The organism is Dyella telluris, assembly GCF_014297575.1.
Classification (GTDB): Bacteria; Pseudomonadota; Gammaproteobacteria; order Xanthomonadales; family Rhodanobacteraceae; genus Dyella; species Dyella telluris.
The window spans coordinates 2822222-2848855 of sequence record NZ_CP060412.1; the positions used below are offsets into that span (position 1 = coordinate 2822222).

Annotated in this window: 29 protein-coding genes, 1 tRNA gene and 1 other RNA gene; 16 read left to right on the forward strand and 15 right to left on the reverse strand. The window is 64.6% G+C overall.

What is annotated here, in order from left to right; translation table 11 throughout:
- Window positions 1-27: 27 nt before the first annotated feature.
- The 3 genes from H8F01_RS12455 to H8F01_RS12465 are packed head-to-tail and all read left to right on the forward strand — an operon-like array spanning window position 28 to window position 3124.
- Window positions 28-747 (forward strand): L,D-transpeptidase family protein, encoded by a 720-nt coding sequence (locus tag H8F01_RS12455; RefSeq protein WP_187059277.1) that lies wholly within the window; start codon window positions 28-30, stop codon window positions 745-747.
- Window positions 744-1991, forward strand: a complete 1248-nt coding sequence (locus H8F01_RS12460) for a dicarboxylate/amino acid:cation symporter (RefSeq protein ID WP_187055434.1) — start codon at window positions 744-746, stop codon at window positions 1989-1991. The genes H8F01_RS12455 and H8F01_RS12460 overlap by 4 nt, the downstream gene beginning before the upstream one ends.
- Entirely contained in the window at window positions 1988-3124 is a 1137-nt protein-coding gene (locus H8F01_RS12465; protein WP_187055435.1) for an NAD(P)/FAD-dependent oxidoreductase, read from the forward strand. The genes H8F01_RS12460 and H8F01_RS12465 overlap by 4 nt, the downstream gene beginning before the upstream one ends.
- 51 nt (window positions 3125-3175) lie before the next feature.
- On the opposite strand, the gene H8F01_RS12470 is transcribed toward H8F01_RS12465, so the two are convergent.
- Entirely contained in the window at window positions 3176-3535 is a 360-nt protein-coding gene (locus tag H8F01_RS12470) for a hypothetical protein (RefSeq protein WP_187055436.1), read from the reverse strand.
- 405 nt (window positions 3536-3940) lie between these two features.
- On the opposite strand from H8F01_RS12470, the gene H8F01_RS12475 reads away from it, so the two are divergent.
- The 6 genes from H8F01_RS12475 to H8F01_RS12500 all read left to right on the forward strand — a co-directional run bounded on the left by H8F01_RS12475 (window position 3941) and on the right by H8F01_RS12500 (window position 9064).
- Entirely contained in the window at window positions 3941-4453 is a 513-nt protein-coding gene (locus tag H8F01_RS12475) for a helix-turn-helix domain-containing protein (RefSeq protein ID WP_187055437.1), read from the forward strand.
- A gap of 248 nt (window positions 4454-4701) precedes the next feature.
- Complete coding sequence (locus H8F01_RS12480; RefSeq protein ID WP_187055438.1) at window positions 4702-5298, forward strand: anthranilate synthase component II; 597 nt, start codon at window positions 4702-4704, stop codon at window positions 5296-5298.
- Window positions 5295-6362, forward strand: coding sequence for an anthranilate phosphoribosyltransferase (gene trpD / locus H8F01_RS12485; RefSeq protein WP_187055439.1), 1068 nt, complete (start codon window positions 5295-5297; stop codon window positions 6360-6362). Before H8F01_RS12480 ends, trpD begins: the two co-directional genes overlap by 4 nt.
- A 42-nt stretch (window positions 6363-6404) precedes the next feature.
- Window positions 6405-7199, forward strand: coding sequence for an indole-3-glycerol phosphate synthase TrpC (gene trpC / locus H8F01_RS12490; protein ID WP_187055440.1), 795 nt, complete (start codon window positions 6405-6407; stop codon window positions 7197-7199).
- Between the two features lie 21 nt (window positions 7200-7220).
- Window positions 7221-7922 (forward strand): HAD family hydrolase, encoded by a 702-nt coding sequence (locus H8F01_RS12495; protein WP_187055441.1) that lies wholly within the window; start codon window positions 7221-7223, stop codon window positions 7920-7922.
- A 167-nt stretch (window positions 7923-8089) separates the two neighbouring features.
- Window positions 8090-9064 carry a bifunctional helix-turn-helix transcriptional regulator/GNAT family N-acetyltransferase gene (locus H8F01_RS12500; protein WP_187055442.1) on the forward strand — a complete coding sequence of 325 codons (975 nt, stop codon included), beginning with the start codon at window positions 8090-8092 and terminating at the stop codon, window positions 9062-9064.
- Between the two features lie 149 nt (window positions 9065-9213).
- Here H8F01_RS12500 and crp read toward each other — a convergent pair whose 3' ends face one another.
- A complete protein-coding gene (gene crp, locus H8F01_RS12505) occupies window positions 9214-9909 on the reverse strand; it encodes a cAMP-activated global transcriptional regulator CRP (protein WP_187055443.1) in 696 nt (231 codons plus the stop codon).
- A 277-nt stretch (window positions 9910-10186) separates the two neighbouring features.
- Between crp and speD the strand changes: the two genes are divergently transcribed.
- Window positions 10187-10972 (forward strand): adenosylmethionine decarboxylase, encoded by a 786-nt coding sequence (gene speD / locus H8F01_RS12510; protein WP_019465856.1) that lies wholly within the window; start codon window positions 10187-10189, stop codon window positions 10970-10972.
- A 986-nt stretch (window positions 10973-11958) separates the two neighbouring features.
- Here speD and coq7 read toward each other — a convergent pair.
- Together coq7 and H8F01_RS12520 are read right to left on the reverse strand one after the other, a co-directional pair.
- Window positions 11959-12600, reverse strand: coding sequence for a 2-polyprenyl-3-methyl-6-methoxy-1,4-benzoquinone monooxygenase (gene coq7 / locus H8F01_RS12515; RefSeq protein WP_187055444.1), 642 nt, complete (start codon window positions 12598-12600; stop codon window positions 11959-11961).
- A complete protein-coding gene (locus H8F01_RS12520) occupies window positions 12597-13835 on the reverse strand; it encodes a (Fe-S)-binding protein (RefSeq protein WP_338017279.1) in 1239 nt (412 codons plus the stop codon). The genes coq7 and H8F01_RS12520 overlap by 4 nt, the downstream gene beginning before the upstream one ends.
- A gap of 110 nt (window positions 13836-13945) precedes the next feature.
- Between H8F01_RS12520 and rplM the strand changes: the two genes are divergently transcribed.
- The 3 genes from rplM to H8F01_RS12535 all read left to right on the forward strand — a co-directional run bounded on the left by rplM (window position 13946) and on the right by H8F01_RS12535 (window position 14904).
- On the forward strand, window positions 13946-14374 hold the full coding sequence (gene rplM / locus H8F01_RS12525) for a 50S ribosomal protein L13 (protein WP_109123708.1): 429 nt from the start codon (window positions 13946-13948) through the stop codon (window positions 14372-14374).
- Between the two features lie 9 nt (window positions 14375-14383).
- Window positions 14384-14776, forward strand: a complete 393-nt coding sequence (rpsI, locus tag H8F01_RS12530) for a 30S ribosomal protein S9 (protein WP_074546260.1) — start codon at window positions 14384-14386, stop codon at window positions 14774-14776.
- Window positions 14777-14830: 54 nt separating this feature from the next.
- Window positions 14831-14904, forward strand: a tRNA-Gln gene (locus H8F01_RS12535).
- Window positions 14905-15675: 771 nt separating this feature from the next.
- Here H8F01_RS12535 and H8F01_RS12540 read toward each other — a convergent pair.
- A complete protein-coding gene (locus H8F01_RS12540; protein ID WP_187055446.1) occupies window positions 15676-16581 on the reverse strand; it encodes a GYF domain-containing protein in 906 nt (301 codons plus the stop codon).
- A gap of 405 nt (window positions 16582-16986) precedes the next feature.
- Between H8F01_RS12540 and H8F01_RS12545 the strand changes: the two genes are divergently transcribed.
- A complete protein-coding gene (locus tag H8F01_RS12545) occupies window positions 16987-18639 on the forward strand; it encodes an MFS transporter (protein ID WP_187055447.1) in 1653 nt (550 codons plus the stop codon).
- A gap of 87 nt (window positions 18640-18726) precedes the next feature.
- On the opposite strand, the gene rpiA is transcribed toward H8F01_RS12545, so the two are convergent.
- The 6 genes from rpiA to H8F01_RS12575 form a co-directional block, all read right to left on the reverse strand.
- Window positions 18727-19365, reverse strand: a complete 639-nt coding sequence (gene rpiA / locus H8F01_RS12550; RefSeq protein ID WP_187055448.1) for a ribose-5-phosphate isomerase RpiA — start codon at window positions 19363-19365, stop codon at window positions 18727-18729.
- A gap of 30 nt (window positions 19366-19395) precedes the next feature.
- Window positions 19396-19860: an EVE domain-containing protein gene (locus H8F01_RS12555; RefSeq protein WP_187055449.1), complete on the reverse strand. Its 465-nt coding sequence runs from the start codon at window positions 19858-19860 to the stop codon at window positions 19396-19398.
- Complete coding sequence (locus H8F01_RS12560) at window positions 19857-20477, reverse strand: 5-formyltetrahydrofolate cyclo-ligase (protein ID WP_187055450.1); 621 nt, start codon at window positions 20475-20477, stop codon at window positions 19857-19859. Before H8F01_RS12560 ends, H8F01_RS12555 begins: the two co-directional genes overlap by 4 nt.
- A 106-nt stretch (window positions 20478-20583) precedes the next feature.
- A non-coding RNA gene (ssrS, locus tag H8F01_RS12565) (6S RNA) lies at window positions 20584-20770 on the reverse strand.
- Window positions 20771-20777: 7 nt separating this feature from the next.
- Window positions 20778-21107, reverse strand: a complete 330-nt coding sequence (locus H8F01_RS12570; RefSeq protein WP_187055451.1) for a cell division protein ZapA — start codon at window positions 21105-21107, stop codon at window positions 20778-20780.
- The gene (locus H8F01_RS12575; protein ID WP_187055452.1) at window positions 21100-21339 is read right to left on the reverse strand and encodes a TIGR02449 family protein; all 240 of its coding nucleotides are present in this window, start codon (window positions 21337-21339) and stop codon (window positions 21100-21102) included. The genes H8F01_RS12570 and H8F01_RS12575 overlap by 8 nt, the downstream gene beginning before the upstream one ends.
- Before the next feature lie 102 nt (window positions 21340-21441).
- Between H8F01_RS12575 and H8F01_RS12580 the strand changes: the two genes are divergently transcribed.
- Both H8F01_RS12580 and H8F01_RS12585 read left to right on the forward strand, forming a co-directional pair.
- On the forward strand, window positions 21442-22005 hold the full coding sequence (locus tag H8F01_RS12580; RefSeq protein ID WP_187055453.1) for a UPF0149 family protein: 564 nt from the start codon (window positions 21442-21444) through the stop codon (window positions 22003-22005).
- Window positions 21963-23312 (forward strand): aminopeptidase P N-terminal domain-containing protein, encoded by a 1350-nt coding sequence (locus H8F01_RS12585; RefSeq protein WP_187055454.1) that lies wholly within the window; start codon window positions 21963-21965, stop codon window positions 23310-23312. Before H8F01_RS12580 ends, H8F01_RS12585 begins: the two co-directional genes overlap by 43 nt.
- A gap of 103 nt (window positions 23313-23415) precedes the next feature.
- Here H8F01_RS12585 and cydX read toward each other — a convergent pair whose 3' ends face one another.
- The 4 genes from cydX to cydP are packed head-to-tail and all read right to left on the reverse strand — an operon-like array spanning window position 23416 to window position 26511.
- Complete coding sequence (gene cydX, locus H8F01_RS12590; protein ID WP_187055455.1) at window positions 23416-23547, reverse strand: cytochrome bd-I oxidase subunit CydX; 132 nt, start codon at window positions 23545-23547, stop codon at window positions 23416-23418.
- Window positions 23548-23562: 15 nt separating this feature from the next.
- Window positions 23563-24693, reverse strand: coding sequence for a cytochrome d ubiquinol oxidase subunit II (gene cydB / locus H8F01_RS12595; protein ID WP_187055456.1), 1131 nt, complete (start codon window positions 24691-24693; stop codon window positions 23563-23565).
- Window positions 24694-24703: 10 nt separating this feature from the next.
- Window positions 24704-26281 (reverse strand): cytochrome ubiquinol oxidase subunit I, encoded by a 1578-nt coding sequence (locus tag H8F01_RS12600; RefSeq protein ID WP_238481256.1) that lies wholly within the window; start codon window positions 26279-26281, stop codon window positions 24704-24706.
- A complete protein-coding gene (cydP, locus tag H8F01_RS12605) occupies window positions 26281-26511 on the reverse strand; it encodes a cytochrome oxidase putative small subunit CydP (protein WP_187055458.1) in 231 nt (76 codons plus the stop codon). The genes H8F01_RS12600 and cydP overlap by 1 nt, the downstream gene beginning before the upstream one ends.
- Window positions 26512-26634: the final 123 nt, after the last annotated feature.

The window sequence follows — 26634 nt, forward strand, 5'->3', positions numbered from 1 at the left end:
ACGCTGGCAGCAGCGGCTGCCTGGCCCATGTCGTCGGCGTTCGCCGCGCAGGAGAGCAACGGTTGGCAGGGTTCGCGCCAGATGGTGCTGGTCATCACGCCCGACTGGAATGCCGACCACGGCGTGTTGCGTGCGTTCGAACGCACCGGGGACGGCTGGAAGCCGGTGGTGGACGCACAGAACGTCACGGTGGGCCGCGCCGGTGCGGCGTGGGGCATCGGCCTGAACGAAGCGCAGACCGATGGCCCGCAGAAGCACGAAGGCGATGGTCGGGCCGCGGCGGGCGTGTATCGCGTCGGCGAGGTCTTCGGCTACGGGGCGCAAGCGGATACGCGCATGCCCTACAGCGCCATGACCGATACCGACTGGTGCGTCGATGTGGACGGTTCGCCGTACTACAACCAGATCGTCGATGCGAAGAAGGTCGGCGCGAAGGCGGTGGAGGGCGCCAGCGAGCCGATGCGGCGCGACCTGCACATGGATGGCGACCAGCGCTACAAGATCGGTTTCGTCATCGAGCACAACGCTGGCGGCAAGCGCGGCGGCGGCAGCTGTATCTTCGCCCACCTGTGGGCGTCGCCCACGGATGCCACCGCCGGATGCACGGCCATGCCCGAACCGGTGATGCGTCGCCTGCTGGCCTGGATGAAGCCGGAAGAACAGCCAGTGTTCGTGCTGTTGCCGCAAAGCGAGTACGCACGGCTGCGTGCGTCCTGGCATCTGCCTGTCGTGGGTAAACAGCCTTGAGCCCGACCGCGCGGGTACTGGTGGGTCTGGTGCTGGGCGCCGCCGGCGGCCTGGTGCTGGCGTCGTGGTCGCCCACCGCCGCGGTGCAGGTGGCCGACGCCGTGCAACCGTTCGGGCGGTTGTGGCTCAACGCACTGCAGATGACCGTGGTGCCGCTGGTGTTCGCGCTGGTGGTGGTCGGGGTCAACACGGCCAGCGATGCGGCCGCATCGGGACGCATTGCCCGGCGTGCCATCGTCGCCTTCATCCTGATCCTCTCGGCAGGCGCCTTGTTCGCCGCAGCTGCCGCACCACGGTTGTTCGCGCTGTTTCCGCATAACCCGGCGTTGACCTCGGCGCTGGAAAGCGCCGTCGCCACGCATGTGCCGCCGTCCACGCAGGGCGTGGGCTGGGCGGAATGGTTCAACGGCATCGTGCCGTCCAATGCGATAAGTGCCGCCGCACAGAGCGCCATGTTGCCGCTGGTGGTGTTTGCGCTGTTCTTCGGTTTTGGCCTGACCCGCATCGAGGCTAGACAGCGCGAACTGGTGGTGTCGTTCTTCCGCGCCATCGCCGACACCATGATCGTGATCGTGCGCTGGGTGCTGTGGGTGGCGCCGCTGGGCGTGTTCGCCCTGATCCTGGCGGTATGCGCGCGCGCCGGCCTGCATATGCTGGGGGCGCTCGGCATCTACGTGCTGGTCGAATGCCTGCTGTATCTCGCCGTCACCTTGTTGATGCTGCCGGTAGCCATGGTGTGGGGTGGCGAAACCCTGCGCCGGTTCGTGCCGGCGCTGGTGCCGGCGCAGATCGTTGCAGCCAGCACGCAGTCCTCGCTGGCATCGCTGCCGGCCATGCTGGAAAGCGCGGAACAGCGGCTGGGCTATCCCGCCCAGGTGAATGCGCTGGTGCTGCCCATGGCAGTGAGCCTGTTCCGCCTGACCAGCCCGGTGCAGTACGTGGCATCGGCATGTTTCATCGCATGGGCCTACGGCATTCACGTGGGCGCCGCACCGTTGTTCGCGGCGGCACTGCTGGCGGTGGTGATCAGCCTGGGTTCGGTGGGGCTGCCCGGCGCGGTGAGTTTCATGGCGACCAACCTTCCTGTCGCGCAGGCGATGGGTGTGCCGGTGGGGCCGCTGGGGTTGATGCTCGCCGTCGATGCCTTGCCTGATGCGCTGGCCACCCTGGGCAACGTAACCGCCGACCTTACTGCCACCAGCGTGGTGGCACGCCAATCCATCCGGGAAAGTGATACCGCATGAGCAAGCTCCACGACGCCGACGTCATCGTGATCGGTGCCGGCATGGCCGGTGCCTCCGTGGCCTATTTTCTTGCGCCGCATGCGCGCGTGCTGGTGCTGGAGCGCGAAGATCATGCGGGCATGCATTCCACCGGACGCTCGGCCGCGCTCTTTTCCGAAACCTACGGGTCGGCCCAGGTGCGTGCGCTGACGCGCGCGGCGCGTCGCTTCTTCGACCATCCCCCCGAGGGTTTCACCACTCACCCGATTCTTACGCCACGGGGTTCGTTGAGCATTGGCACTGAGGCACAGATCGACACGGTGCATGCCCTGCATGCGGAGATGGCACCACGCACGCACGGATTGCGCGTGGTGGATGCGGCCTGGCTGCAGCAGACCGTGCCGGTGTTGCGTCCCGAGGCGGCGCAGATCGGACTGTATGAACCCGCCGCGGCTGATATCGACGTGAACGAACTGCACCAGGGCTTCCTGCGCGGACTACGCGCAAGAGGCGGTCAGTTGCGGCTGGGTATCGACATTCGTTCGATCGAACGTGGTCCGGGGCATTGGTTCATCGACGCAGGCCAGGAGCAGTTCCGTGCGCCCTTGCTGCTCAATGCAGCCGGTGCGTGGGTGGACCAGGTCGCTGCACTCGCCGGCGTCGCGCCCATCGGTATCCAGCCCAAACGTCGTTCCGCGTTCCTGTTCGAACCGCCTTCGGGCTTGAACACATCGAGCTGGCCGTTCGTGATGGACGTTGATGAGAGCTTCTACTTCAAGCCAGACGCCGGTTTATTGCTCGGTTGTCCCGCAAACGCCGACCCGGTGCCGCCGCATGACGTACAACCGGAAGAGCTCGACATTGCGATGGGCATCCATCGCATCGAAGAAGCGACCCGCATGACCATCCGCCGCCCCACGCGGACGTGGGCCGGCCTGCGTTCGTTCGTCCCGGATGGCGACCTGGTCGGTGGCTTTGCGCCGGGCGTTGACGGCTTCTTCTGGGTGGCCGCGCAAGGTGGTTACGGCATCCAGACCTCGGCCGCCATGGGCGAAGTGTGTGCGCATCTCGCGCTGGGCCTGCCGTTGCCGGGTCATTTGCAGGATGCAGGGCTGACGGCCGGCATGCTGGATCCACGCCGCCTCACGGCCTGACGTGGCGGCGAACGGATGTTGGCACGCCGCCGGACGCTGAGCCAGCGCCTGTCACGAGGCCTGGTTTGGCGGTTTCGTGGTTCCCGGAATATAGAGGTGCTGGAACACTGCGGCCTCATGTGCCTTGCCCATGCGTCGTGATCGCTCGAACAGCGTAGTGAGCAGGGGCCTCAGGACCAGCGGGCGCAGGTTGTGCGAGTCCTGCTTCAGGGCGTAGTCGAGCACGCCGCGAATGTAGGAGCGCTCGTCGTCAGTAAAGGCGAGTATGTGGGTGGCGATCTGCCCGCCCACCAGGGCGAAATCCAACTGTATCGGCACGTGTCCATCCCACGCGTGCCTCGCCTGCCGGCGGATCTGCCGCACTGCAGGGAGCAGTGCCAGTGCATCGAGAAACTTGTGCGGTGGAACCATGGTTCACGATCCATGTTTCGCCATTTGCGTTGGCTTGGATCATGGATAGGCAGGCCGGGGCGCTGACAGCGGGCAGCAACGTTCGCCGGCGTCCGGTATTACCACTGTTTGGATCGGTCAAAAATCAGAATAGTCGCGCAGCGATTCACGGCATCGGGCGATTGCAGGCGAAATGACACGTGTCAGGGCGGGTCGAAATCGCTGTGTGATCTCACGAGGCAGATACGCATGCAGGAAAGAACTTACCTGCACGCGATTCGCAGGGCGGCTGCAAGCGCGCCCCACTGCGGCGTAATCTCAGGAGTCTTCCTGTTCGCGTATCCGTGGTGCCCTTGCGGGCCGGTGCGTGAGGCGACGGCCGGTAGGCCTTTTGCGAGGGAGCTCTCCGTAGCGGTGTGGTGCGATGTGAAACACAAAGAGAACAGTAATACACCGAATGTGTTTGGTGATCGCGACGCGTGTAGGGAATACACGCATGGTGTCGAAGGCGACGGGCTGAGCGCAGATGCCGTTATCCGTCGGATGCGTCAGGTCTATGCGGTGCGCAGCGATAGTGCGCTCGCCGCCGCGCTTCACCTGGCGCCGAGTGCACCCAGCAACTGGCGCCAGCGGAACCGTCCTCCATTCGGCATGTGCGCTGCCATCGCGCAGTCCCGCGGCGTTTCCCTGGACTGGCTGGTGCTGGGCATTGGCGAGATGCGTCCGGCTATGCGTCGACAGGTTCGCGACACCCCGGCGGCGCCTTACCGGGCTTCCTCCCCGGTCGCGATGCGGCTCATCACCTTCGTGTCCTTGTGGGATGCCGCCGGATCGACGGACGAGCTGATCTGGCTGGAGCAACACCTCAAGCGCACGGTTTCCGAATATGAGAAATGGCTGGATGCGAACGCTGAAGAGGCGCCCGCAGCCGGCGATTGACCCTCGGAGCGGGTGATGCGGTGCGGGCATCCGTGCCTGGCGCTTCCGGGGCGCCAGGTCGGGGTGGCTGGATGGTTGCTGGCGTTACTTTTATTCCGTGAATCGGTGACTTTTTTTCCGTATTCCAGCGCGCGCGGACATTTCCTGCAGTCTTGCTGCATCGCGGCGATGGTGGCCGTTACAATCGGACCTCCCGGTACCTCGCCGGCAGACCATCCACGGCCCGAGATTCGCAGGTTACGCCGCTTATGCTCCTGATGATCGACAACTACGACAGCTTTACCTTCAACCTCGTGCAGTACCTGGGCGAGTTGGGGCAGGCCGTGAAAGTGGTGCGCAATGATGCGCTGGACGTGGCGGGTATCCGGGCGCTGAAGCCGTCCCACATCATGATTTCGCCAGGCCCCGGCACGCCGGACGACGCGGGCGTGTCACTGGATGTGCTGCGCGAACTGGCCGGCGAGATTCCGGTGTTCGGCGTGTGCCTGGGCCATCAGGCCATCGGACAGGTGTTTGGCGGCAAGGTGATTCGTGCCAAGCAGATCATGCATGGCAAGACCTCGCCGGTACGCCATCGCGGGCAGGGCGTGTTCGCCGGCCTGCCCGATCCGTTCGAGGCCACGCGCTACCACTCGCTGGTGGTGGAGCAGCATTCGTTGCCCGATTGCCTGGAAGTCACCGCGTGGACGGAGAACCCGGACGGCAGCATTGACGAGATCATGGGCCTGCGCCACAAGACCCTGAAGGTCGAGGGCGTGCAGTTCCATCCCGAGTCGATCCTCACGCAGTACGGGCACGACCTGCTGCGCAACTTCCTCGGCCTGCCGCTGAAGCTCGCCGCATGAACAGTGCAGGGACTGTGGGGCGCCGCGTCACCATCACGCCGCAGGAAGCGCTACAGCGCACCATCGAGCATCGCGAGATCTTCCACGACGAGATGATCGAGCTGATGCGGCAGATCATGCGTGGCGAGGTGAGCCCGCTGATGACCGCGGCGATCATCACCGGCCTGCGCGTGAAGAAGGAAACCGTGGGCGAGATCACCGGCGCGGCGCGCGTGATGCGCGAGCTGTCGGCAAAGGTGACCTTGCCGCCGCACGAGCATTTCGTCGACATCGTCGGTACCGGCGGTGATGGCGCATCGAGTTTCAATATTTCCACCGCCTCCATGTTCGTGGCCGCCGCGGCCGGTGCGCGCGTCGCCAAGCATGGTGGTCGCAGCGTGTCGTCCAAGTCGGGCAGCGCGGATGTGCTCGAGGCGCTGGGCGCGGTGATCGACCTGCCGCCGGCCCAGGTGGCGCAGTGCATGGATGAGGTCGGCATCGGCTTCATGTTCGCGCCCAACCATCATCCGGCCATGAAGGTGGTGGCACCGGTGCGCAAGGAAATGGGCGTGCGCACGCTGTTCAACATTCTCGGCCCGCTGACCAACCCGGCTGGTGCGCCGAACATCCTGATGGGCGTGTTCCATCCGGACCTGGTCGGCATCCAGGTGCGCGTGCTCCAGCAGCTGGGCGCGAAGCACGCGCTGGTGGTGTGGGGGCGTGACGGCATGGACGAAATCTCGCTGGGCGCGGCCACCTTGGTGGGTGAGCTGCGTGACGGCGAGGTGCGCGAGTACGAGGTGGAGCCGGAGGATTTCGGCCTCGCCATGGCCTCCAGCCGCAACCTGCGCGTGGAGAACGCCGAGGAATCGCGTGCCATGCTGCTGGAGGCGCTGGAAGGGCGTCGTGGTGTGCCGCACGACATCGTCTGCCTCAATGCCGGCGCGGCGCTGTACGCGGCCAACGTGGTGGATTCCATCGCCGCCGGCATCGAGCTGGCGCGTGGAACCATTGCCAGCGGCGCGGCCCGTGCAAAAATGGACGCCTTCGTGGCCACCACGCGGCGCCTGGCTGAAACCGCCTGACGCTCACATCTCTTTCATGCCCCGACGCTGCAAGCTTTCACCATGACCGACATCCTGCAACGCATCCTCTCCCGCAAGACCGAAGAAGTCGCCGAGCGCAGTGCCAGGCTGCCGCTGGCCGAGCTCTCCGCCCGCGTGGCAGACCTGCCGGAAACCCGCGGCTTTTCGGCGGCCATCGAGGCCAAGATCGAAGCCGGCCTGCCGGCGGTGATCGCCGAGGTGAAGCGCGCCAGCCCGAGCAAGGGCGTGATCCGCCCGGACTTCGATCCGGCAGCCATTGCCCGCAGCTATGAAAAGGGCGGGGCGGCCTGCCTCTCGGTGCTGACCGACAAGGATTTCTTCCATGGCAGCGAAGATTTCCTGCAGCAGGCCCGCGCCGCGTGCTCGCTGCCGGTGCTGCGCAAGGATTTCGTGATCGATCCGTACCAGGTGTACGAGGCGCGCGTGATCGGCGCCGACTGCATCCTGCTGATCGTGGCCGCGCTGGGCGACGCCGCCCTGCTGGAGCTGTCGCTGCTGGCCGCCGAGCTGGATCTGGACGTGCTGTGCGAAGTCCATGACGCGGAAGAACTGGAGCGCGCACTGGCGTTGCCCGTACCGCTGATCGGCGTGAACAACCGCAACCTGCGCACGTTCCACACCTCGCTGGATACCTCGCTGGAGCTGCAGCAGCTGATGGAATACGACCGCATCCTGGTCAGCGAGTCGGGCATCCACACGCCCGACGACGTGATCACGCTGCAGGACGCAGGCATCAATGCTTTCCTGGTCGGCGAGGCGTTCATGCGCGCCGACGACCCCGGCGCGGAACTGAAGCGCCTGTTTGCCACGACCTAAGAACACGCCAGAAGTAAACGTATGACCACAGGGGAAAGCAGTCTGGAGCCGGCAGCGGCGGAAGCGGCCGTGGCTTCGCCGCGCACGGTGCTGTTCGATTTCGACGGCGTGCTGATCCACGGCGACGCCTTCTATCTGTTCATGCGCGAACGTTATCGCCGCTCCTGGCTGCGCAAGCTGGGGGCGCTGTGCGCGCTGCCGTGGATGCTGCTGGTGGCCCCGTTCTCGCGCAAGCTGGCCGAGCGCGCCCTGGTGCATGTGGGCCTGATGGGACTGAACGAACATCGTTACCGGGCGGCGGCCGAAGCCTTTGGCGCGAGCCTGGTCCGTCGGCCCCGGCAGTTCTGCCGCGATGGCCTCAACGCCCTGCGCCGCCATCAGGCGGCGGGCGACCGCGTCATCGTGGTCACCGGCTGCGAACACGTGCTGGTCAGCCACATCCTGGCCCAGCTGGGCCTGGCGGATCTGGACGTGTTGGCCTCCCGGCTGTATTCGGGGCCGTTGGGCATGCGCGTGAAGCTGCATAACGTGGGGCGCCGCAAAACCGCGCAGCTGGCGGCTTTCGGCGTTAGCGAGTGGCATGTGGCCTATAGCGACTCGCTGGCCGATGCCCCCATGCTCAAGCCCGCTGCCGAAGCCGTGCTGGTCAATGGCACGCCCAAGCTTTGCAAGAAGCTGGAAAAGGCGCTGGGTCGCACCATCACCCGCGTCGACTGGTTCTAACCGGCTTTTTCCCTGTGTGAGTGCACCCTGTGCGCGATCACGGGGCGGGGGTGTTCGTCCCTGTTCCATCGCGCGCCATGGCAGGCCGTGCGGCCAGGGTCCGGGCTTGTCCCGGTCCGGGGATCGAATTACGTTAGCGTTTACATATTTGGTTCGAGGGCCGTCGGATGTACCTCCCTTCGCTCGCCCAGCTGGCGCTTGGCAGCCGGCTCAAGTCGCTCAGCGACCATTTCTATGGCGCCGTGGACGAGGTCTACCGCACCTGCGGGGCCGGCGTGGAGTCGCGCTGGTTTCCGGTGCTGCGCTTCCTGTGGGAAAACGGCGAGACCACGGTCAGTGACGTGGCGCAGGCCATCGGGCAGACCCATTCGGCGGTGAGCCAGCTGGCCGACAAGCTGGTCGATGCCGGCCTGGTCTGCCGCAACAAGGACATCCAGGACGGCCGCCGCAGCCTGCTCGCGCTGACCGACAAGGGGCGCGCCAATCTCACCGCGCTCGGCCCGATCTGGGTGGCTGTGCGCCGGGGCATCGTGAAATCGCTGGGCGAAGAAGGCCTGGAAACGCTGCTGGCCGCGCTGGCCGCCACCGAGGCCGGCCTGCAGGAACGGCCGGTGGTGGACGCCATGCTGGCCGAGCACGCGGCACTGACCTCGGCCACGCTGGAGATCGTGCCCTACGAACCGGCCCTCAAAGACCACTTCTACCGCCTCAACGCCCAATGGCTGGAGCGCCATTTCCGCATCGAGGACATCGACCGGGAGCTGCTGGGCGACCCGGAGCGCTACGTGCTGGCGCCGGGCGGCGCGATCTTCTTTGCCCGCCTGGACGGCGAGGTCATCGGCACCTGCGCCCTGCTGCACGAGTCGGCCGGCGTCTACGAGCTGTCCAAGATGGGTGTGGACGAAACTTTCCGCGGCATGGGTGCGGGGCGCAGCCTGCTGGCGGCGGCCATTGCCGAATTCCAGCGTCGGGGCGGCACGGAGCTGTTCCTGGAGTCCAACAGCCGCCTGAAGACCGCCCTGCGCATGTACGAGCAGGCCGGCTTCGTGCTGCAGCCGGCGGTACGCGCCGGGTCCCATTACGAGCGGGCCGACGTTTACATGGTCTACCAGCCGGGCGGGCGCCGCGGCCAGCCGGGCTGACCGGCGCGGGGGCATGAAAAAACCGGCCTGGGCCGGGCTGACGTCGAAGGGGCATGAAAAAACCCGGCCTGGGCCGGGCTGACGTCGAAGGGGCATGAAAAAACCCGGCCTGGGCCGGGTTTTTCTGTTTCCGGGGCGGCGTGGGTGCCTCAGCGCGTGCCGCGCACTACGATGGTCTTGCCCGCCACGTCGATCATGCCCTGCTCTTCGAGCTGCTTGAGCACGCGGCCGACCATTTCACGCGAGCAACCCACGATACGGCTCACTTCCTGGCGGGAAATGCGGATCTGGGTGCCTTCCGGGTGGGTCATCGCATCCGGCTCCTGGCACAGGTCCAGCAGCGTCTTGGAGATGCGGTTGGTCACGTCCATGAAGGCCATGCGGCTGACCTGGCGCGAAGTGCGCAGCAGGCGGTGGGTCAGCTGGGAGCCGATGGCGAACAGGATCTTGGGGCATTCCTCGCGCAGCGGACCTTCCATCAGCTGGAACAGGCGCTCGTAGCTGATCTCGGCCATCTCGCAGGCGGTACGGGTTCGCACCATGGATTCGCGCTGCGCCTGCTCCACGAACAGGCCCATTTCGCCGATGAACTGGCCACGGCTGAGGTAGGCCAGGATCAGTTCGCGGCCCTGCTCATCCTCCGTGCACACGGCCAGCGAGCCGTCCACGATGTAATAAAGCGTGTTGGCCGGGTCGCCGGGACGGATGATTGCGGTCTTGCCCGGGTAGCGACGGCGGTGGCAAAGCGCCAGAAACCGCTCCATCGAGGCCGGGTCCGGTGCGAAATTGGCTGGCGCCTGGGAGCGTTCAAAGGCTTGCTGGAGCTGATATTTGAGTTGCGCCACGTTAGATCCCGTTGATTCAAACGGAGGGCGCGGGCGTCCCCCGATGGTCCAATCCTTCCCCCCTCCGGGCATTATGGCAAACTAAAAGACCTGCCGAAGGTTCAGTTTTCCTTTTTTTTGCCGCATACTTCACGGTCTTTCGGACGCGATCCCTTTGTCGCGCTCCGGTCACAAGGGTCGTGGAAGCTTCCTGCTTTCACGTCGAATTATCCAGCGGGGACCCTTGTAGCTAACCCGCCTCTACTGCTGGCCCCATCCCCGGCCATGGAGAGTCGTTGTGGTTAAACCGCTTCCCCGCCTGCGTCTGCAGGGCTTCAACAACCTGACCAAGGCCCTGAGCTTCAACATCTACGACATCTGCTATGCAGTGTCGGAAGAGCAGCGCCAGCGCTATATCGAATACATCGATGAGCAGTACGACGCCGATCGCCTGACCCAGATCCTGACGGATGTGGCCGAGATCATCGGTGCCAACATCCTGAACATTGCACGCCAGGACTACGATCCGCAAGGCGCGTCCGTCACGATCCTCATTTCCGAGGAGCCCGTGGTGGAAAAGCTCGGCCGTGACACGATCTCCGACGCGGTGGTCGCGCACCTGGACAAGAGCCACATCACCGTCCACACCTACCCGGAAACGCATCCGCACAACGGCATTGCGACGTTCCGCGCGGATATCGACGTGGCCACCTGCGGCGTGATCTCGCCGCTGAAGGCCCTGAACTACCTGATCGACAGCTTCGAGTCGGACATTGTCATCGCCGACTACCGCGTGCGCGGCTTCACGCGCGACGTGAAGGGCAAGAAGCACTTCATCGACCACAAGATCAACTCAGTGCAGGACTATCTGGCCAAGCACATCCGCCAGAAGTACGAGATGTTCGACGTGAACGTGTACCAGGAAAACATGTTCCACACGAAGATGCACATCAAGGATTTCGACCTTGATACCTACCTCTTCGAGGCGCATGCGGATGACCTTTCGTTCAAGGAGCGCCAGCGCATCGAATCGCTGCTGCGTCGCGAGATCGAGGAGTTGTTCCACGGTCGCAACCTGATGTGATGAGAAACCCGCCGAAAGGCGGGTTTTTCTTTTGGGAGTCCTGGCTTTTCGCGGGAAACCGTGCAATGCAGCGTTGCTCCCTCTCCCCTCTGGGGAGAGGGTGGGGTGAGGGGCGGGTGCTCGCCTCGCGGTTTCATCCTTTAGCCATCAGCCATCATCTCTGTGATCAGGCTCATCGCTTCATTGAGGCCGTCATCCCGTCGCACTGGCCTGGACGCGTACTCCCCTCACCGTCATCCCTGCGCAGGCCGGAAGCGTTCTTCAGCAGCCGAATGGCTGGTCATCCAGGGCCTTAGTGGTCGGTCGTCGCCTCGTGCGTTCCCGCGACCTGGCCGCCTACGACGCAAAGCTAGTCCTCGTGGGACGCCGCGGGGGCGTTTCGGCCTCCTGCCGGCGACGCGAAGCTAGCGCCCTTTTCGGGGAGGCCGAGTCACTTTTCTTTTGCTGGCCCAAAAGTCCCACGGGGATTAGCTTCGCGTCAAAAGTAACCCAAAGAAAATGGCCTGAATGCTCCGGTGATTTTGTTGAATACGAGCCTGGCGGGGCTTCGGCATTCGGCACCGCACGATTCACGCGCAAGCGCTACGGCTCCCCCCGCGATGATTGTTTCCTTGGGGAGCTCTGCATCATGTGGAATACAAGCGCTACAGGTTCCGGAGCCCTAATTGCGACAGGCGCAGCGCCTAGACACTGACGCTACACCGCAACGCGCTGTGAGCAAGAGGACTTAAAGCCTCCGTCGAGACGTTCCGGTGCGATCCCGATTCCAGTCCCGATCCCGACCCCCGGTGGGAGCGAACCCTGTTCGCGACAGCGGTTTTGCGACTCCCTCGTAGGAGCGCACCCTGTGCGCGACCGCAGCGCTATGTCGATACCGCTCCGTCAGGTGGTCGCGCACTGGGTGCGCTCCTACAGGGAAGGGCGATGTGCCCTCTTTCCCCTATCCCCAAGGTTGGCCACGACAGAACGCCAAAGGCCATCACCCCTCAAACGCGATACGCCACCGCCTTCATCACCATCGACGTCAGCTGCATCACGCCGGGAATCGGAAACGGCAGATCGATGCCGCCTCGCTCGCGGGCATTGTGCGCATGGCGGATTTCATCGGCCTGCATTTGCGTCAGCACGGCGCGTGAGCGCTCATCTTGTGCCGGCAGCTGGTCGAGGTGTTCTTCCAGGTGCGCTTCCACCTGGCGCTCGGTTTCCACCACGAAACCCAGGCTCACCGGATCCCCCGCCAAGGCGGCGATGGCGCCAATGGCGTAGCTGCCGGCATACCACAGGGGGTTGAGCAGGCTGGGGCGGCTGTCCAGTTCCTTCAGGCGCTCGCTGCACCAGGCGAGGTGGTCGGTTTCCTCGGCGGCGGCATGCAGCAGGTGTGCGCGGGTTTCTTCGTTGCGCGCCAGCGCGGCCTGTCCGTCATAGAGCGCCTGCGCGCAGACCTCGCCCGTGTGATTGATGCGCATGAGGCCGGCGGCGTGCTTGCGCTCGGCATCGTCCATGTCCGACTCGTCAAACGCTTCGGCTGGTGAAGGTCGCGCGGCTTCCGGTGCGCCCGACACCGTTTCCAGGGCGCGTTCGATGCCGGCCAGCAGGCGGTCGAGCGGGGAAAGCGTGCGTGCGTTCATGGCGAAATCTCCAGTTGCTGCGCGAGCAGCGTAAGCGGATGCATGTGCGGCCAGTGCCGCCCCTGCTCATCCATGCCTGCGGCCAGATGCAGCCGGCATCCGATATTGGACGACAACAACTGCTCTGGCGCCAAGGTGGCGATCTGTCCCAGTACGCCTTCGCGCAGGCGCGCCGCGCGCTCGGGGAACTCCAGCATGTGTGTGCCGGCCGCGCCGCAACAGTGCGGCGGGCGTGGCACCACGGCGATATCGAGCGAGGGGATTTTGCGCAGCAGCTCCTGCAAGGCTGCTTCGCTGCGAGCCACATTCAGTTGCGTGCATGGGAAATGCAGTGCGATGCGTTGTTCGAGCGGACGGAACGCAAGGCGGTCGATGCGTTCGGCAAGCAGGCTTACCGGGTCGCTTACGGCTACGTCGGGAAGAGCGCGGCGCAGTGTGCCCAGGCAGCCTGGCGTTACGGTGACCAGCTTTGTCGCGCCTGAGCGGTGCCAGTTCTCGCGTACGCGATCGGCCAGGCGAACGGCGGTATCCATATCACCGCCGTGTAGATCCATGGCGCCGCAGCAAAACGCGGGCAGGCGCGCGACGCGATAGCCGGCGGCCTGCAATAAGGTGATGGCCGCGCGTTCGGCGGCTTCATCTTCCACGCTGGCTACGCAGCCGGGGAAAATCGCTACGGTGGTGTGCCCGGCGTCGTCGGCAGGGGCGGGAAGGGGTTTTGCATCGCTATCCGCATCCGACCAGGTCTGCAGGGCCGCACGCCATGCAGAGTTGGCTGGCAAGCGACTGGCAAGGCGCTGTTTCCAGTACGCCACGCCGGTGGTGCCGGCGACACGCGCGGCCAGACGTAGCAATGTGGGCTGCCTGAGCAGCGTCAGCAATACGGTGGGCCGCTCGGGTGCAGGGCCGATCAAGGCGCGCGTTTCCACCAGCAGCTCGCCGTATTTGACGTTGGCCGGGCATACGCGCTGGCAGTTGAGGCAGCCCAGGCAGTGATCCAGGTGAATGCGCAGGGCCGCCGTGGGCTCGGCATCGCCCCGGGCCAGCGCCGCTGCGATGGCTATGCGGCCGCGCGGAGACTCCGCCTCATTGCCGTCCAAGCCATAGGTAGGGCAGGTGGGCAGGCACAGGCCGCACTGCACGCACTGGTCGGCCAGAGCGACTATCTTCTGTTTTCGAGTGTGGGGGGGCTTTTCAAGCGCCATAGTGATCATGCTATCATTGCCAGCTCGCATCCCACCGGTCGGTGGGCTTGCGCGATTGATGAAAACTCCGTTATCATCTCGCGCCTTTGTTCCACCGATTATGTGTACCGCCCATGTGGCGGCAGCCCAGGTATTCTGAAATGAAAACGTTCAGCGCCAAGCCGGAAAGCGTCAAGCGCGATTGGTTCGTGATCGACGCCACCGATAAGACTCTGGGTCGTCTCTCGACCGAGATCGCCCGCCGTCTGCGCGGCAAGCACAAGCCGGAATTCACCCCGCACGTCGACACCGGCGATTACATCGTCGTGGTCAACGCCGAGAAGGTGGCCGTCACGGGTGCCAAGCTGGACGACAAGATGTACCACCGCTTCACCGGCTACGTCGGCAACCTGAAGACCACGAGTCTCAAGGATCTGCTGGCTTCGCATCCGGAGCGCGTCATCGAAATCGCCGTCAAGGGCATGCTGCCGAAGAACCCGCTCGGCCGCGCGATGTACCGCAAGCTCAAGGTGTATGGCGGTGCCGAGCACCCGCATACCGCACAGCAGCCGCAGGCGCTGGAAATCTAAGGAACCATCATGGCTATCCAGCAGAATTACGGCACCGGCCGCCGCAAGACCTCCGCTGCTCGCGTGTTCCTGCGCAAGGGCACCGGCGCGATCACCGTCAACGGCAAGACCCTCGACCAGTTCTTCGGTCGTGAGACGTCGCGCATGATCGTTCGTCAGCCGCTTGAGCTGATCGAAGCGACCGACAAGTTCGACGTGAACGTCACGGTCGCTGGCGGCGGCATCACCGGCCAGGCCGGCGCGATCCGTCTCGGTATCGCCCGCGCCCTGATCGAATACGATGAATCCCTGAAGTCCCAGCTCCGCAAGGCTGGCTTCGTGACCCGCGACGCCCGCGAGGTCGAGCGCAAGAAGGTCGGTCTCCACAAGGCCCGCCGCGCAACCCAGTTCTCGAAGCGCTAATCACGCTTCGACTGGCCGGTGCATCAAGTCAGAGCGCACCGCTCAGCAGGGTTTTGGGAGATCGTCTAACGGTAGGACAACGGACTCTGACTCCGTTTATCTAGGTTCGAATCCTAGTCTCCCAGCCAAAAACAAAAAGCCCGCCTTCATGGCGGGCTTTTTGTTTTTGATTGGGAGGTAGAGGACTCGCACCCCGTTCGACAAATTTGTCTGGAACAAATTTGGACAGCGCAACGCGCTGGCCCCGCAGCGCGAAGCGCGGAGGGGTGAGCCCCATGGAGGGGGCGAACAATCCTAGTCCCCACGTGCCAACAGCCCGCCTTCATGGCGGGCTTTTTGTTTTTGATTGGGAGGTAGAGGACTCGCACCCCGTTCGACAAATTTGTCCGGAACAAATTTGGACAGCGCAACGCGCTGGCCCCGCAGCGCGAAGCGCGGAGGGGTGAGCCCCATGGAGGGGGCGAACAATCCAGGCCTCCACGCATCGACAGCCCTCCTGACGAAGGGCTTTTTGTCTTTGATTGGCAGGCAGAGGACTCGCACCCCGCTACTCGGCACATCCTGCGCCTCACCCTTCGGGCCATTGGCTACGCCGATGTTCGCTCCGGCATCCTGCCTCCGCAGTCGACACATTTGTCTGGAACTCATTCGGACGGCGCAACGCGCTGGCCCCGCGGCGCGAAGCGCGAAGGGGTGAGCCCTATGAAGGGGGTGAACAATCCAGGTCCGTCATGCCAACGCGGCCGGATATAAAGCGGGTTCTTCTGTTTTTGATCGAAAGAGCAGGCTGGGCCGCCCGCTTCCAGAAATCCGCCCAGCCCTACCCGCTCAGAAGGCAGAAAAAAAGCCCGCCATAAGGGCGGGCTTCTGTGATCCACGCAAACCGCAGCGACCAAAGCTCACTGCCCCCGCTGCAACTCCATCGCATGAGCCCGCTTCACATAGTTCTGGTATTGCGGAATGGCAATCGCGGCAAGCATCGCAATCACGAAAACGGGCACCAGCAGAAGAAAGTAGAAGGCGGCTTTCGGCGGCTTGGGGTTGCTCGACCCGGTGTCCTGCCAGCGCGCGATCCAACTCAGCTGGGCCTGCAGATAGAACGTGTTGAAGAAGAACAGGGTCACGCCACCGATTTCGACCGGCAGGCTGTACTCGGCGAGCTTGCGCTTGATGGAGTCGGCCATCGAGAAGTACGCGGTGATCCAGAGCACGTAGTAGGCCAGCGTGAGCAGGCCACCAAGAACGGACTGCCTGTTGCCCGGCGCAACGATTTCCGAGGCGACCAGGCAGACCAGTCCGCCGGCGAGCATCATCGTGGCCTTGCTGTCGCCATCAATCTTGCGCACCCAGTTGGCCTGGATGAACGGCCAGATGATGGCGAAGATGCCGAGGGTGAGAATGCTGAACAGAAACACCAGGCCCCAGTGCAGAGAGGGAGGCGTGGGCAGGTCGCGGCGGTCTACGCGGTCCGATGCGTAGTCGGCATGTGATGCGTAGCCAAATCCTGGCGACGCCGCGACGGGTGCCGGATCGTTGGCATTGAACGTCGAGCCGGGGCGATCATGCGCGGTGAACACGGCGGCCGGTGCGCTCGCCGTTGCTTTCGGCGGCGGCGGTGCTGGTGGCGTGACCGTGTTTTCCGGAAACAGCGAGAACAACGGTACCCACTCGGTCAGGCCTTTGTGCCAGACCAGCGTATCGGGGCCGTAACGTCGTTCCGCGATGCCCTGCCGCACGTCTTCCTGAGTGAACGGGCCGCTCCGCTGGCCGTCCTGCGCTATCCATATCTTCTCGCCGTTGAGCATCTGGAGTCCCCTTCCTGTCTGGATTCAATATGTACAAAGGCCCGCTGTCAGGCGGGTCGTGAAGTACGCATGGGAGGTGTGCGCCAACTGCATGCGCCCGGGCGCGGGCGGTGTCACGTGAGTTGCGTGGATACGTGTACGCGCGCGCAAACGCCTGCGCGGATGCCCTGCGCACGCCCTGCGTTCTTCATGACAACGCCGCCAGCGGCCGGACGCGCCGGGCACAGACGGGCAAGCGATACGTTCCATTTACCGCTCCTGGTCCCCGGCTTCGAGCCTACTGGTGCACAGCGGGCAGGACAAGTTGGCCGTGCGGGCGCAGGCCCGGGACATTCACGACCCAAGGACGGGCAACCGCCGACTCTTGGCGGCACACCGGTGACACCAAGAGTTCATGGGCCGCACATGCTTCAGTCCACTACGCCCCAGGTCGACGCCGCCCCGCAGCCCACGCAGGAGCGCGAATCGGGTGTGCTGGCACCGCTGAAGGTGCCGGTGTTCCGGCAGATCTGGGTGGCCAACCTGTTCGGCAACCTGGGTACATGGGCGCAGTCGGTGGCGGTGGCGTGGGTGATCACCGCGTCGCATGCCAGCGCCATCATGGTGGCGATGGTGCAGGTGGCATCCGCCGCGCCGCTGGTGGTGCTGTCCATTGCCACCGGCGTTCTGGCCGACAACTACGACAAGCGGAAGATCATGCTGGTCGGGCAGGTGGTGGAGATGGCCGGCGCGATCTTCCTCACCACGCTGGCATTCATGGGGACGCTCGATCCCACCTTGCTGATCCTGGCGGTGTTGTGGATTTCGCTGGGCAGCGCCATCACGGTGCCGGCCTGGCAATCGGCCGTGGGCGAGCAGGTGCCACATCGCATGGTGAGTTCGGCGGTGTTGCTCAACGGCGTGAACTACAACGTGGCGCGTGCGGTGGGACCGGCCATCGGTGGCTTGATGTTGAGCGTGCTCGCGCCGAGCTGGGTGTTCCTGGTCAACACCCTCAGCTATGTCGGTCTGCTGGCGGCGCTGTGGTACTGGCAGCGCGACATCCCCGTGCGCACGCTGCCGCCGGAAGGTATCCGCGAAGGCGTCGTGGCGGCCATGCGCTTTACCTGGAACTCCACGGTAACGCGGCTGGCGATGCTGCGCTCTTTCATGTTTGGCTTTACCGCGAGCGTGATCTGGGCGTTGCTGCCCCTGGTGGCGCGCGAGCGTCCCGATGGCAGCGCAGCACTCTACGGCTACATGCTGGGCACGCTGGGCGTGGGTGCGATTCTGGGCAGCGTGCTGGTGCCGGTGCTGCGTCGGCTGCTGGGTTCGAGCCGGCTGATCAGCGTGGCGGCGATGACGCTTGCCGTGATGCTGGTGCTGCTGGCTTATGGCGGCTCACTGGCCGTGGTCATGCCTGCGCTCGGCGTATCGGGTGCCTGCTGGATCGCCGCCCTTACCGAATACAACGCCAACGTGCAGCTGCTCGTGCCCGACTGGGTGAAGGGCAGGGCATTGGCGCTCTATCAGACGGCCTTGTACGCAGGCCTTGCCATCGGATCGTTCCTGTGGGGGCATCTGGCCGAGACGATGAGCGTCTCCGGCGCCATCCTTTGCGCGGCGATCACCATGGGTGTCACCTCGCTGCTGGCCTATCACTCGCAATTCCCGCAGCTGGATACCGGCAGCGTCAAACTGGTGAAGCGTGCCAGCGGTTTTTCGCCGGAGATCGTGTTCGACCACGAGCGTGGTGACGTGGTCATGGCCATTGAGTACGTGGTGGCCGCCGAGAACGCTTCGGAGTTCATGGCGCTGGCCGATGACCTGAGGCATCTGCGCCAGCGTAACGGCGTGCGCTACTGGGGGCTGTATCGCGATGTCCGCGATGGCGAGCTGTGGCGCGAGGTGCTGCTGATCGAGAGCTGGCTGCAGCATCTGCGCATGCTCGATCGCATGACGCTGGCCGACAAGGCGCTGATCGACCGAGCGAGGGCGCTGCATCGCGGGCCGGACCTGCCCAAGGTGACGATCAGCGTGGCCTACGACTCCATTCCCCACGCGTCGGATGCCACGTAAGGGCGATCCATTCGCGGGATACGCACCATGAAAAAAGCCTCCCGGTTGCCCGGGAGGCTCTTGTCGTATCGCTCACCGGTGGCGGGCTCAGATTTCCTTGTCGCCCACCAGCACCACATTGGCCGGGCGGCGCGCGAACAGGCCGACGGTAACAATGCCGGGGAGCTGGTTGAGGTCGTTCTCCAGCGCCACCGGATCGGTGATCTGCCAACCGTGCACGTCGATCACCCAGTTGCCGTTGTCGGTGACCACGCCGTCGCGCCACACGGGGTTGCCGCCGCGCTTGACGATCTCGCGGCCGATCAGGCTGCGTGCCATGGGGATCACTTCGATGGGCAGCGGGAACTTGCCCAGCAGCGGTACCTGCTTGCTGGAGTCGATGATGCACACGAACTTGTCGCTGGCCTCGGCGATGATCTTCTCGCGCGTGAGTGCCGCGCCACCGCCCTTGATCAGGCGCTTGTGCGGATCGCACTCATCGGCACCATCCACGTACAGCGTGAGGCGGCCGGTGGCATTGAGGTCAAGCACCGGAATGCCCAGGCGCTTGAGGTGCGCGGTGGACTGCTCCGAACTCGACACGGCGCCCTGGATGCGATCCTTCAGGTCGGCCAGTGCGTCGATGAAGAAGGCCACCGTGGAGCCGGTGCCGACGCCGACAATGGCGCCGTCCTCGACGTAGCGGATGGCGGCTTCACCGGCGAGTTTCTTTTCGTTGGCGCTCATGGGCATGGGTTCCAGTAAGGGATGAAAGCGTTATTCCATCGTCAGGATGTGGCGCCATTCCTCGGCGCCCACGGGCATGACGGAGAGCCGGTTGCCCTTGCGCACCAGTGCCATGTCGACGAGCGCGGGTTCGGCCTGCAGCTGCTTGAGCGTGATGGTGTGCTTGAGCTTCTTCACGAATTTCACGTCCACCAGCATCCAGCGCGGATTGTCGCGCGAGCTGGCGGCATCGAAGTACTTGCTCTTGGGGTCGAACTGGCTGGGGTCGGGATACGCGTCCGTGGCGACTTCGGCAATGCCGACGATGCCCGGCTCATCGCAGTTGGAGTGATAAAAGAAGATCTTGTCGCCCACGCGCATGCCATCGCGCATGAAGTTGCGCGCCTGGTAATTGCGCACGCCATCCCAGGCTTCCTGGCCTTTCTTCTTCAGGTCGTCGATGGAGAAGGCGTCTGGCTCGGACTTCATCAGCCAGTACTGGGTGTTCTTGGTCATGCCTGGGCTTCTCCGTCCTTGCCGTTGGCGTGGCAGTCGATCAGTTCCTGATCGGTGGCGATGAAATCGAGCGGGACGTCCCAGGGTTCGTCGCCGATCTCGGGCAACTCCTGAAACGCATAAGCGATGCCAACCAGCAGCGGCTCGGTGGGGCGTACCTGCTCGTTGAGGAAGGCGAACGCGCGGTCGTAGTAGCCGCCGCCCGTACCCAGCCGGTTGCCGCGCCGGTCGAAGGCGGTCAGCGGCACCAGGACCAGGTCGAGCTGGAAGGGCTCCAGCAGCTCGCGCGGGTGGGTGGGTTCCGGGATGCCGTAGCGGTTGGGCTGGACATCCTCTCCCGACTGCCAGGGTGCAAAGCGCAGCTGATGATTCGGGCCGATCACCGGCAGCAGGAACTGCTGTCCACGGGTGGCCAGCGGCGGAATGACCAGGTTGAGTGGCAACTCGCCGTCGCAGGCCCAGTAGCCGGCCACGCGGGCGTCGGTGAGGTATTCAGGAAGCTGTTCCAGGCTGCGGCGCAGGCCCTGGGCGGCAGCGATACGCTGCGCGGGCGTCAGTGCGCGGCGCTGTTCGGCCAGTCCCCGGCGTAGTTCGCGTCGCTGGGCGTTGACGTCCACGTTCGCGTCTCCTGCTGTACGAGAGGCCTTGGGGTCCCCGGTCCATCAGGCGAGGAAACCCCTAGAACTTGCGGCGCCCGTAGGCGCCGCAAGTAGGGAATAGGTGGCGTTAACCGCGATGCCGCTGCCCACCAAACGACCTTGATCCACGATGGATCAGGTGGGAGGGCGACATGGTCTCAAGGCTTTCCGCACGCGGCGGACATGCACAACAACCGATGAAAAACCGACCCGGGGCCGTATTTAGGAACAAGGCAATAGTAAGAGTGTGCTGGCGCACACCGCAGAAAACGCCGTGGACTATTTTATGTGGGCGTCGAGGGCGGCTTCAAGCTTGCGACGCAAAGCGGCGATGCCGTCAGTCACGCTCTGATCAGAGCCGGTGTGCTGCTTGCGCAGGGCAAGGAACTCGTGCGTGACGCTGATGGCGGCCAGTACGGCCAGGCGGTCGAAGCCCGGTGCCTTGGCGTTGGCACGCAATTCGCGCATCTTGCGGTCGAGGAAGGCGGCCGATTCCAGCAGGCCGTCGCGCTCTTCGGGCGCACAGGCGATCAGGAACTCGCGATCCACCAGCCGCAGGGCGACGGCAACCGGCTCGTTGGCGGTGCTACCCACAGTGCTCTCAGCCATTGTTCTCGAGCGCCTTCAGTCGCTGGATCATTGCTTCGACGCGGCTGCGCGCCTGTTCATTGCGGGCCATCAGGCCGGCGCGCTCGCTGGCCAGCTGTTCCTGGCTATGGCGCAGGCTGCGGTTTTCCTCGCTGAGACGGCGCACGGCGTCAAGCAGGCGTTCAACCTGGTCGCCAAGAGCGGCAAGCTCTAGCTTCACGGGATCTGGCTTGACGGAATCGGGCGCGCTCATGGTTCGGAACTATAGCAGGAGGGCTGCCGAAAGCAGCAGGCGCGGGGGCGTTCTGGGAACCAGTGCATTAAACTCCGCCATTGTCTTGAAAGGAGCCTCGCGATGACCGCCAACGAGCTGATCGGCTACGACGAACTGGATGCCGCTGCCGCCCGCCTGCAGCTGGCTGAAGACGCCAGCGGCCTGCATGGTTCGCTGTGTGGCTTCCTGGCTGGCGGCGGCCGCATCGGCAAGCAATCGCTGGTGGAGGCGCTGCACATGGACGCCGAGGCGGCGACGCCCTCCGCGGGCGACAAGGCACTGCTTGAGCGCCTGGTGAAGCAGACTGAAACCGAACTGGCCGACCCTGAACTTGGTTTCGAGCCACTGATGCCCGCCGACGACCGGCCGCTGGAAGAACGCGCGGATGCCCTGGTGGACTGGTGCCGCGGATTCCTTGGCGGCTTCGGCCTGGGCGGCGCGGAGAACCACGGCAAGCTGTCGGATGAAGCGCAGGAGATCCTCAAGGACCTCGGCACCATCGCCGCCTCGTCCTTCGAGTTCGGTGACAGCGCCGAGGACGAAGACTCGTTGATCGAAGTGCACGAATTCGTGCGCATGGGCGCCATGCTGCTGTTTGCCGAATGCTCGAACCGGCCCGGTTCCAGCAACGACACCGTGCATTGAATATTTCGTCCGAGGAATACACCCGTCGCCGCCGCCAGCTGATGCGCATGGCGGGCGACGACGCGGTGCTGTTGATCGCCGCGGCGCCCGAGCGCGTGCGCAACGCGGATGCCAACTGGCCGTATCGGCAGGACTCGGACCTGCACTATCTCTCCGGGTTTCCGGAGCCCGACGCCGTGCTGGCGCTGATGCCCGGTCGCAAGCACGGTGAGGCAGTACTGTTCTGTCGCGAGCGCGACGCCGAGCACGAGCGCTGGCACGGGGAATCCATCGGTACCGATCGCGCCGTGAGCGAACACGGCATGGACGATGCGTTCCCCATCGATGACATCGACGACATCCTGCCCGGCATGATCGAGGGCAGGGCGCGTGTCTACTGCCACTTTGGCCGTGAACCCGAGTTCGACGCCCAACTGCTGGGCTGGATGCGTCGGCTGCGCCAGTTGCGCGGCGGTGGCGTGGTGCCGAAGGAGTTCGTGGCGCTGGGCCACCTGCTGCACGATCTGCGCCTGTACAAGTCACGGGGCGAGCTGAAGCTGATGCAGTCGTCGGCGTCGATTGCCGCCGAAGCGCATCGCGCGGCCATGCAGGCGGCCATCGCCGGTCGCCATGAATACGAAGTGGAAGCGGAGCTCCTGCGCGTGATGCGCAGCCGGGGCGCCGTTCCCGCGTTTCCGCCCATCGTGGCCGGTGGCGCCAATGCCTGCGTCATGCATTACACCGCCAACCGCGCCACCCTGCGGGATGGCGATCTGCTGCTGGTGGATGCCGGCGCGGAAGTGGACTGCTACGCATCCGACATCACGCGCACCTTTCCGGTGAGCGGGCGCTATAGCCGCGAGCAGCGCGCGCTGTATGAAGTGGTGCTGGCGGCGCAGCTGGCGGCGATTGACGAGGTGCTGCCGGGGCGCGCATTCAACGCGGCGCACGAAGCCGCCGTGCGGGTGATCGCCGAAGGCCTTTGCGCGCTGGGCCTGATCAAGGGCTCGGCCGACCATGCCATTGCCGAAGGCAGCTACAAGCGCTTCTTCCCCGCCAAGACCGGCCACTGGCTGGGCCTGGACGTGCACGACGTGGGCGACTACCGCGTGGACGGCGAACCGCGCGTGCTCGAACCGGGCATGGTGGTGACGGTGGAGCCGGGCATCTACGTACCGCCCGGCGATTTCACCGTGGCCGAGCGCTGGCGTGGCATCGGCATCCGCATCGAAGACGACGTGGCCGTGACCAAGGATGGCAACGACGTGCTGACCGACGGCGTGCCCAAGGATGCGGACGAGATCGAGGCCCTGCTGGCCTCGCGTTGAGATTCTTGACGCTGTAGGAGCGCACTTGTGCGCGACCGTCCCGCTCGGTGGTTACTGCTTCGCTGGTGGGTCGCGCACAAGTACGCTCCTACAGGGACAGGACTTACTTGCCCGGCTGACGCGGCTCCTTGCGCGCGTGCGCCTCATCCGTGGCATGCACCTCGTACCACATGGCATTGAGAATGCCGAAGGCGGTAGCGAGGCCGAGGCCGAGAATCCACGAGAAATACCACATGGCGTCGTTCCTCTCTCAGTAACCGTGGCCGGACTGGCGCACGTGATCCAGCGTGACGCGACCGCGCATCACGCGGTACACCCAGCTGGTGTAGATGATGATGATCGGCATGAAGATCACCGTCATGGCGAGCATCAGGCCCAGCGTGCCCTGGCTGGAGGAGGCATCCCACACGGTGAGGCTGGAGCGCGGATCCAGGCGGGAGGGCAGCAGGAACGGGAACAGCGCAAAGCCGGCGGAGAGAATGGTGCCCGCCACCATCAGGCTGCTGCACACGAAACCGCCCAGCCCTTTCTTGCCCACCGTGAGCTGCACGCCGATGGCGCCCGCAAAACCCAGCACCGGCGCAAGCCAGAAAGCCGGATGCTGCATGTAACTGGCAAACCAGCTGCTGCCGTGAGCCACCTGCTTGTAGAGCGGGTTGGAGACGCCGTCCGTGACCACCGGGCCTACGATGGCGAAGCCCTGCACGCCATAGGCGAGCCAGATGCCGGCAACCACGTAGAGCACGACGTAGGCCAGTGTTGCGATGCGCGCGACGCGTACCGCGCGGTCGGCGACCACGTGATCCGCCTTGTACGCGGCCCAGCAGGCGCCATGTGAAAGCAGCATGCTCAGCGAGACCAGTCCGGCCACCAGCGCAAACGGGTGCAACAGCTCGAAGAAGCTGCCCTGCCAGGTCATGCGCAGGTCGTTGTCGAACTGGAACGGTGCGCCAAGGAACAGGTTGCCGAAGGCAACTCCGGAAATCAGCATCACCACGATGCCGGAGGCAATGAGCACCCAGTCCCACAAGGTACGCCAGCGCTCGTCATGCACCTTGCCGCGGAAGTTGAAACCGACCGGACGCAGGATCAGCGCCAGCAGTACCAGGAAGATGGCCAGGTACATGCCGGAGAACGACACCGCGTAAAGCTGCGGCCACGCGGCGAACGCCGCGCCGCCACCCAGCACGAACCACACCTGGTTGCCTTCCCAGGTGGGCTCGATGGTTTCCAGCATCACCAGTCGTTCGTCTTCGGTCTTGCCCAGCACGCGCAGCAGCGCGGCAATGCCGAAGTCGAAGCCGTCCATGATGGCGAAGCCGATCAGCAGCACACCGAGCAGGGCCCACCAGATCACGCGTAGTGTTTCGTATTCGAACATGGCGTTCTCCTCAGGCGTGTGCCGGTACGGTGGTGGCCGTCGGCGCGGGATGGGCAGGGGGCCAGAGGCCCAGTCCATCCGGGCCCTTCCTGGCGTACTTCACCATCAGCACGGCGTCGATCACGGCCAGGGCGCTGTAGAACAGCACGAAGCCGCCGAGCGAGATCCACACCTGTCCCGCCGTGACGCTGGAGACGCCCAGCGCGGTCGGCAGCACACCTTCGATTGCCCAGGGCTGGCGGCCGTACTCGGCCACGATCCAGCCCAGCTCGGTGGAAATCCATGGCAATGGCAGGCTCCACAAGGCGAGCTTGAGGTACCACTGGTGCTTGTCCAGTTCGCGCCTGCTCGACTTCCAGAAGGAGAACGCGAACAGCGCGATGAAATAGAACCCGCAGGCCACCATGATGCGGAACGACCAGAACAGCACCGGCACGTTGGGAATGGTGCTGTCCGCGGCCTTCTGGATGTCCGCCGGCGTGGCCTTGCGCGGATCGTCCATGAAGCGTTTCAGCAGCAGCGCGTAACCCATGTCCTTGTCGTGCGCCGCGAGAATGGCCTTGGCTTGCGCGTTGTTCTTGTCCTCACGCAGCACCAGCATGGCGTCGTAGGCTTCGATGCCGGTCTGGATGCGTCCCTTGGTGTCTTCCACCAGGTTGGCAATGCCCGGAATGGGCTTGTCGATGGAACGCGTGCCGATCAGGCCCATCACCCACGGAATGCGCAATGCATAGTGCGTGGTGTGGTTCTCCACGTCGGGCAGGCCGAACAAAGTGAACGAGGCAGGCGCCGGCTCGGTTTCCCACATGGCCTCGATCGCGGCCATCTTCATTTTCTGGTTCTCGGAAACGGCGTAGCCCGATTCGTCGCCCAGCACCACCACCGACAGTGCAGCGGCGAGGCCGAAGCTGGCCGCCACGGTCATGGAGCGCTTGGCGAAGTCGACGTTGCGACCGCGCAGCAGATACCAGGCGCTGATCGACAGCACGAACATCGAGCCGATGACGTAGCCGGCGCTCACCGTGTGCACGAACTTGGCCTGCGCCACGGGGTTGAACATCACCTCGGTGAACGAGGTCACCTCCATGCGCATCGTCTGCGGGTTGAATGCCGAACCCACCGGGTTCTGCATCCAGCCGTTGGCGATGAGGATCCACAGTGCGGAAAGGTTGGTGCCAAGCGCGAGGAACCACGTGGTGAGCAAGTGCGACACGCGCGACATGCGGTTCCAGCCCATGAAGAACAGGCCCACCAGGGTTGCTTCGAGGAAGAACGCCATCAGGCCCTCGATGGCCAGCGGCGTGCCGAACACGTCGCCCACGTAGTGTGCGTAATACGCCCAGTTCATGCCGAACTGGAACTCCATGGTGACGCCGGTGGCGACGCCCATGGCGAAGTTGATGCCGAACAGCACGCCCCAGAACTGCACCATGCGCTTCCATACTTCCCGCCCGGTCATCACGTAGACACTCTCCATGATGGCGAGGATCCACACGATGCCCAGCGTCAGCGGCACGAACAGGAAGTGATAGAGCGCGGTCAGCGCGAACTGCAGGCGTGAAAGCGTGACGACCTCGGGGTCGATGATCATGGGCTGCCTGCTTGCGGTGAGGAGGACGAGGACGCCGGCGCGAGCAGCTGCTCGATCGCGGCAGGTCGGGTATCGGGCCGGTCGTAATGCGAGGCGACAACCCACCAGATCAGAGAAATGACGGCGATCTTGGCGACTACCAGCCACACCAGTTCTCGCCCCAGTCGGCGCAGCAGCGGGCGTGGTGGATCAACGGTGGTGGCCGGCTCGGTGGACGGCATGGACATGCATCAGGCCCCTGGAAGTACCTTGGGGGCGAGCATACGGAAGGGATGTGAAGCTGTCGTGCGGGTGGATGACGCAGCGGTGGATAGCCGCGTGGGCGGAAATGTCGCAACGATGGTGGTGCG

Bases quoted from the DNA above. Each gene is read 5' to 3' on its own strand.
- cydX (WP_187055455.1), bottom strand. From the start codon at position 23,547: ATGTGGTATTTCTCGTGGATTCTCGGCCTCGGCCTCGCTACCGCCTTC.
- H8F01_RS12480 (WP_187055438.1), top strand. From the start codon at position 4,702: ATGCTCCTGATGATCGACAACTACGACAGCTTTACCTTCAACCTCGTG.
- cydB (WP_187055456.1), bottom strand. From the start codon at position 24,693: ATGTTCGAATACGAAACACTACGCGTGATCTGGTGGGCCCTGCTCGGT.
- H8F01_RS12470 (WP_187055436.1), bottom strand. From the start codon at position 3,535: ATGGTTCCACCGCACAAGTTTCTCGATGCACTGGCACTGCTCCCTGCA.
- H8F01_RS12500 (WP_187055442.1), top strand. From the start codon at position 8,090: ATGTACCTCCCTTCGCTCGCCCAGCTGGCGCTTGGCAGCCGGCTCAAG.
- H8F01_RS12580 (WP_187055453.1), top strand. From the start codon at position 21,442: ATGACCGCCAACGAGCTGATCGGCTACGACGAACTGGATGCCGCTGCC.
- H8F01_RS12545 (WP_187055447.1), top strand. From the start codon at position 16,987: ATGCTTCAGTCCACTACGCCCCAGGTCGACGCCGCCCCGCAGCCCACG.
- rplM (WP_109123708.1), top strand. From the start codon at position 13,946: ATGAAAACGTTCAGCGCCAAGCCGGAAAGCGTCAAGCGCGATTGGTTC.
- H8F01_RS12495 (WP_187055441.1), top strand. From the start codon at position 7,221: ATGACCACAGGGGAAAGCAGTCTGGAGCCGGCAGCGGCGGAAGCGGCC.
- H8F01_RS12570 (WP_187055451.1), bottom strand. From the start codon at position 21,107: ATGGCTGAGAGCACTGTGGGTAGCACCGCCAACGAGCCGGTTGCCGTC.
- rpiA (WP_187055448.1), bottom strand. From the start codon at position 19,365: ATGAGCGCCAACGAAAAGAAACTCGCCGGTGAAGCCGCCATCCGCTAC.
- H8F01_RS12540 (WP_187055446.1), bottom strand. From the start codon at position 16,581: ATGCTCAACGGCGAGAAGATATGGATAGCGCAGGACGGCCAGCGGAGC.
- H8F01_RS12555 (WP_187055449.1), bottom strand. From the start codon at position 19,860: ATGACCAAGAACACCCAGTACTGGCTGATGAAGTCCGAGCCAGACGCC.
- cydP (WP_187055458.1), bottom strand. From the start codon at position 26,511: ATGTCCATGCCGTCCACCGAGCCGGCCACCACCGTTGATCCACCACGC.
- H8F01_RS12455 (WP_187059277.1), top strand. From the start codon at position 28: ATGTCGTCGGCGTTCGCCGCGCAGGAGAGCAACGGTTGGCAGGGTTCG.
- rpsI (WP_074546260.1), top strand. From the start codon at position 14,384: ATGGCTATCCAGCAGAATTACGGCACCGGCCGCCGCAAGACCTCCGCT.
- H8F01_RS12465 (WP_187055435.1), top strand. From the start codon at position 1,988: ATGAGCAAGCTCCACGACGCCGACGTCATCGTGATCGGTGCCGGCATG.
- trpC (WP_187055440.1), top strand. From the start codon at position 6,405: ATGACCGACATCCTGCAACGCATCCTCTCCCGCAAGACCGAAGAAGTC.
- H8F01_RS12575 (WP_187055452.1), bottom strand. From the start codon at position 21,339: ATGAGCGCGCCCGATTCCGTCAAGCCAGATCCCGTGAAGCTAGAGCTT.
- H8F01_RS12585 (WP_187055454.1), top strand. From the start codon at position 21,963: ATGCTCGAACCGGCCCGGTTCCAGCAACGACACCGTGCATTGAATATT.
- coq7 (WP_187055444.1), bottom strand. From the start codon at position 12,600: ATGAACGCACGCACGCTTTCCCCGCTCGACCGCCTGCTGGCCGGCATC.
- H8F01_RS12520 (WP_338017279.1), bottom strand. From the start codon at position 13,835: ATGCGAGCTGGCAATGATAGCATGATCACTATGGCGCTTGAAAAGCCC.
- trpD (WP_187055439.1), top strand. From the start codon at position 5,295: ATGAACAGTGCAGGGACTGTGGGGCGCCGCGTCACCATCACGCCGCAG.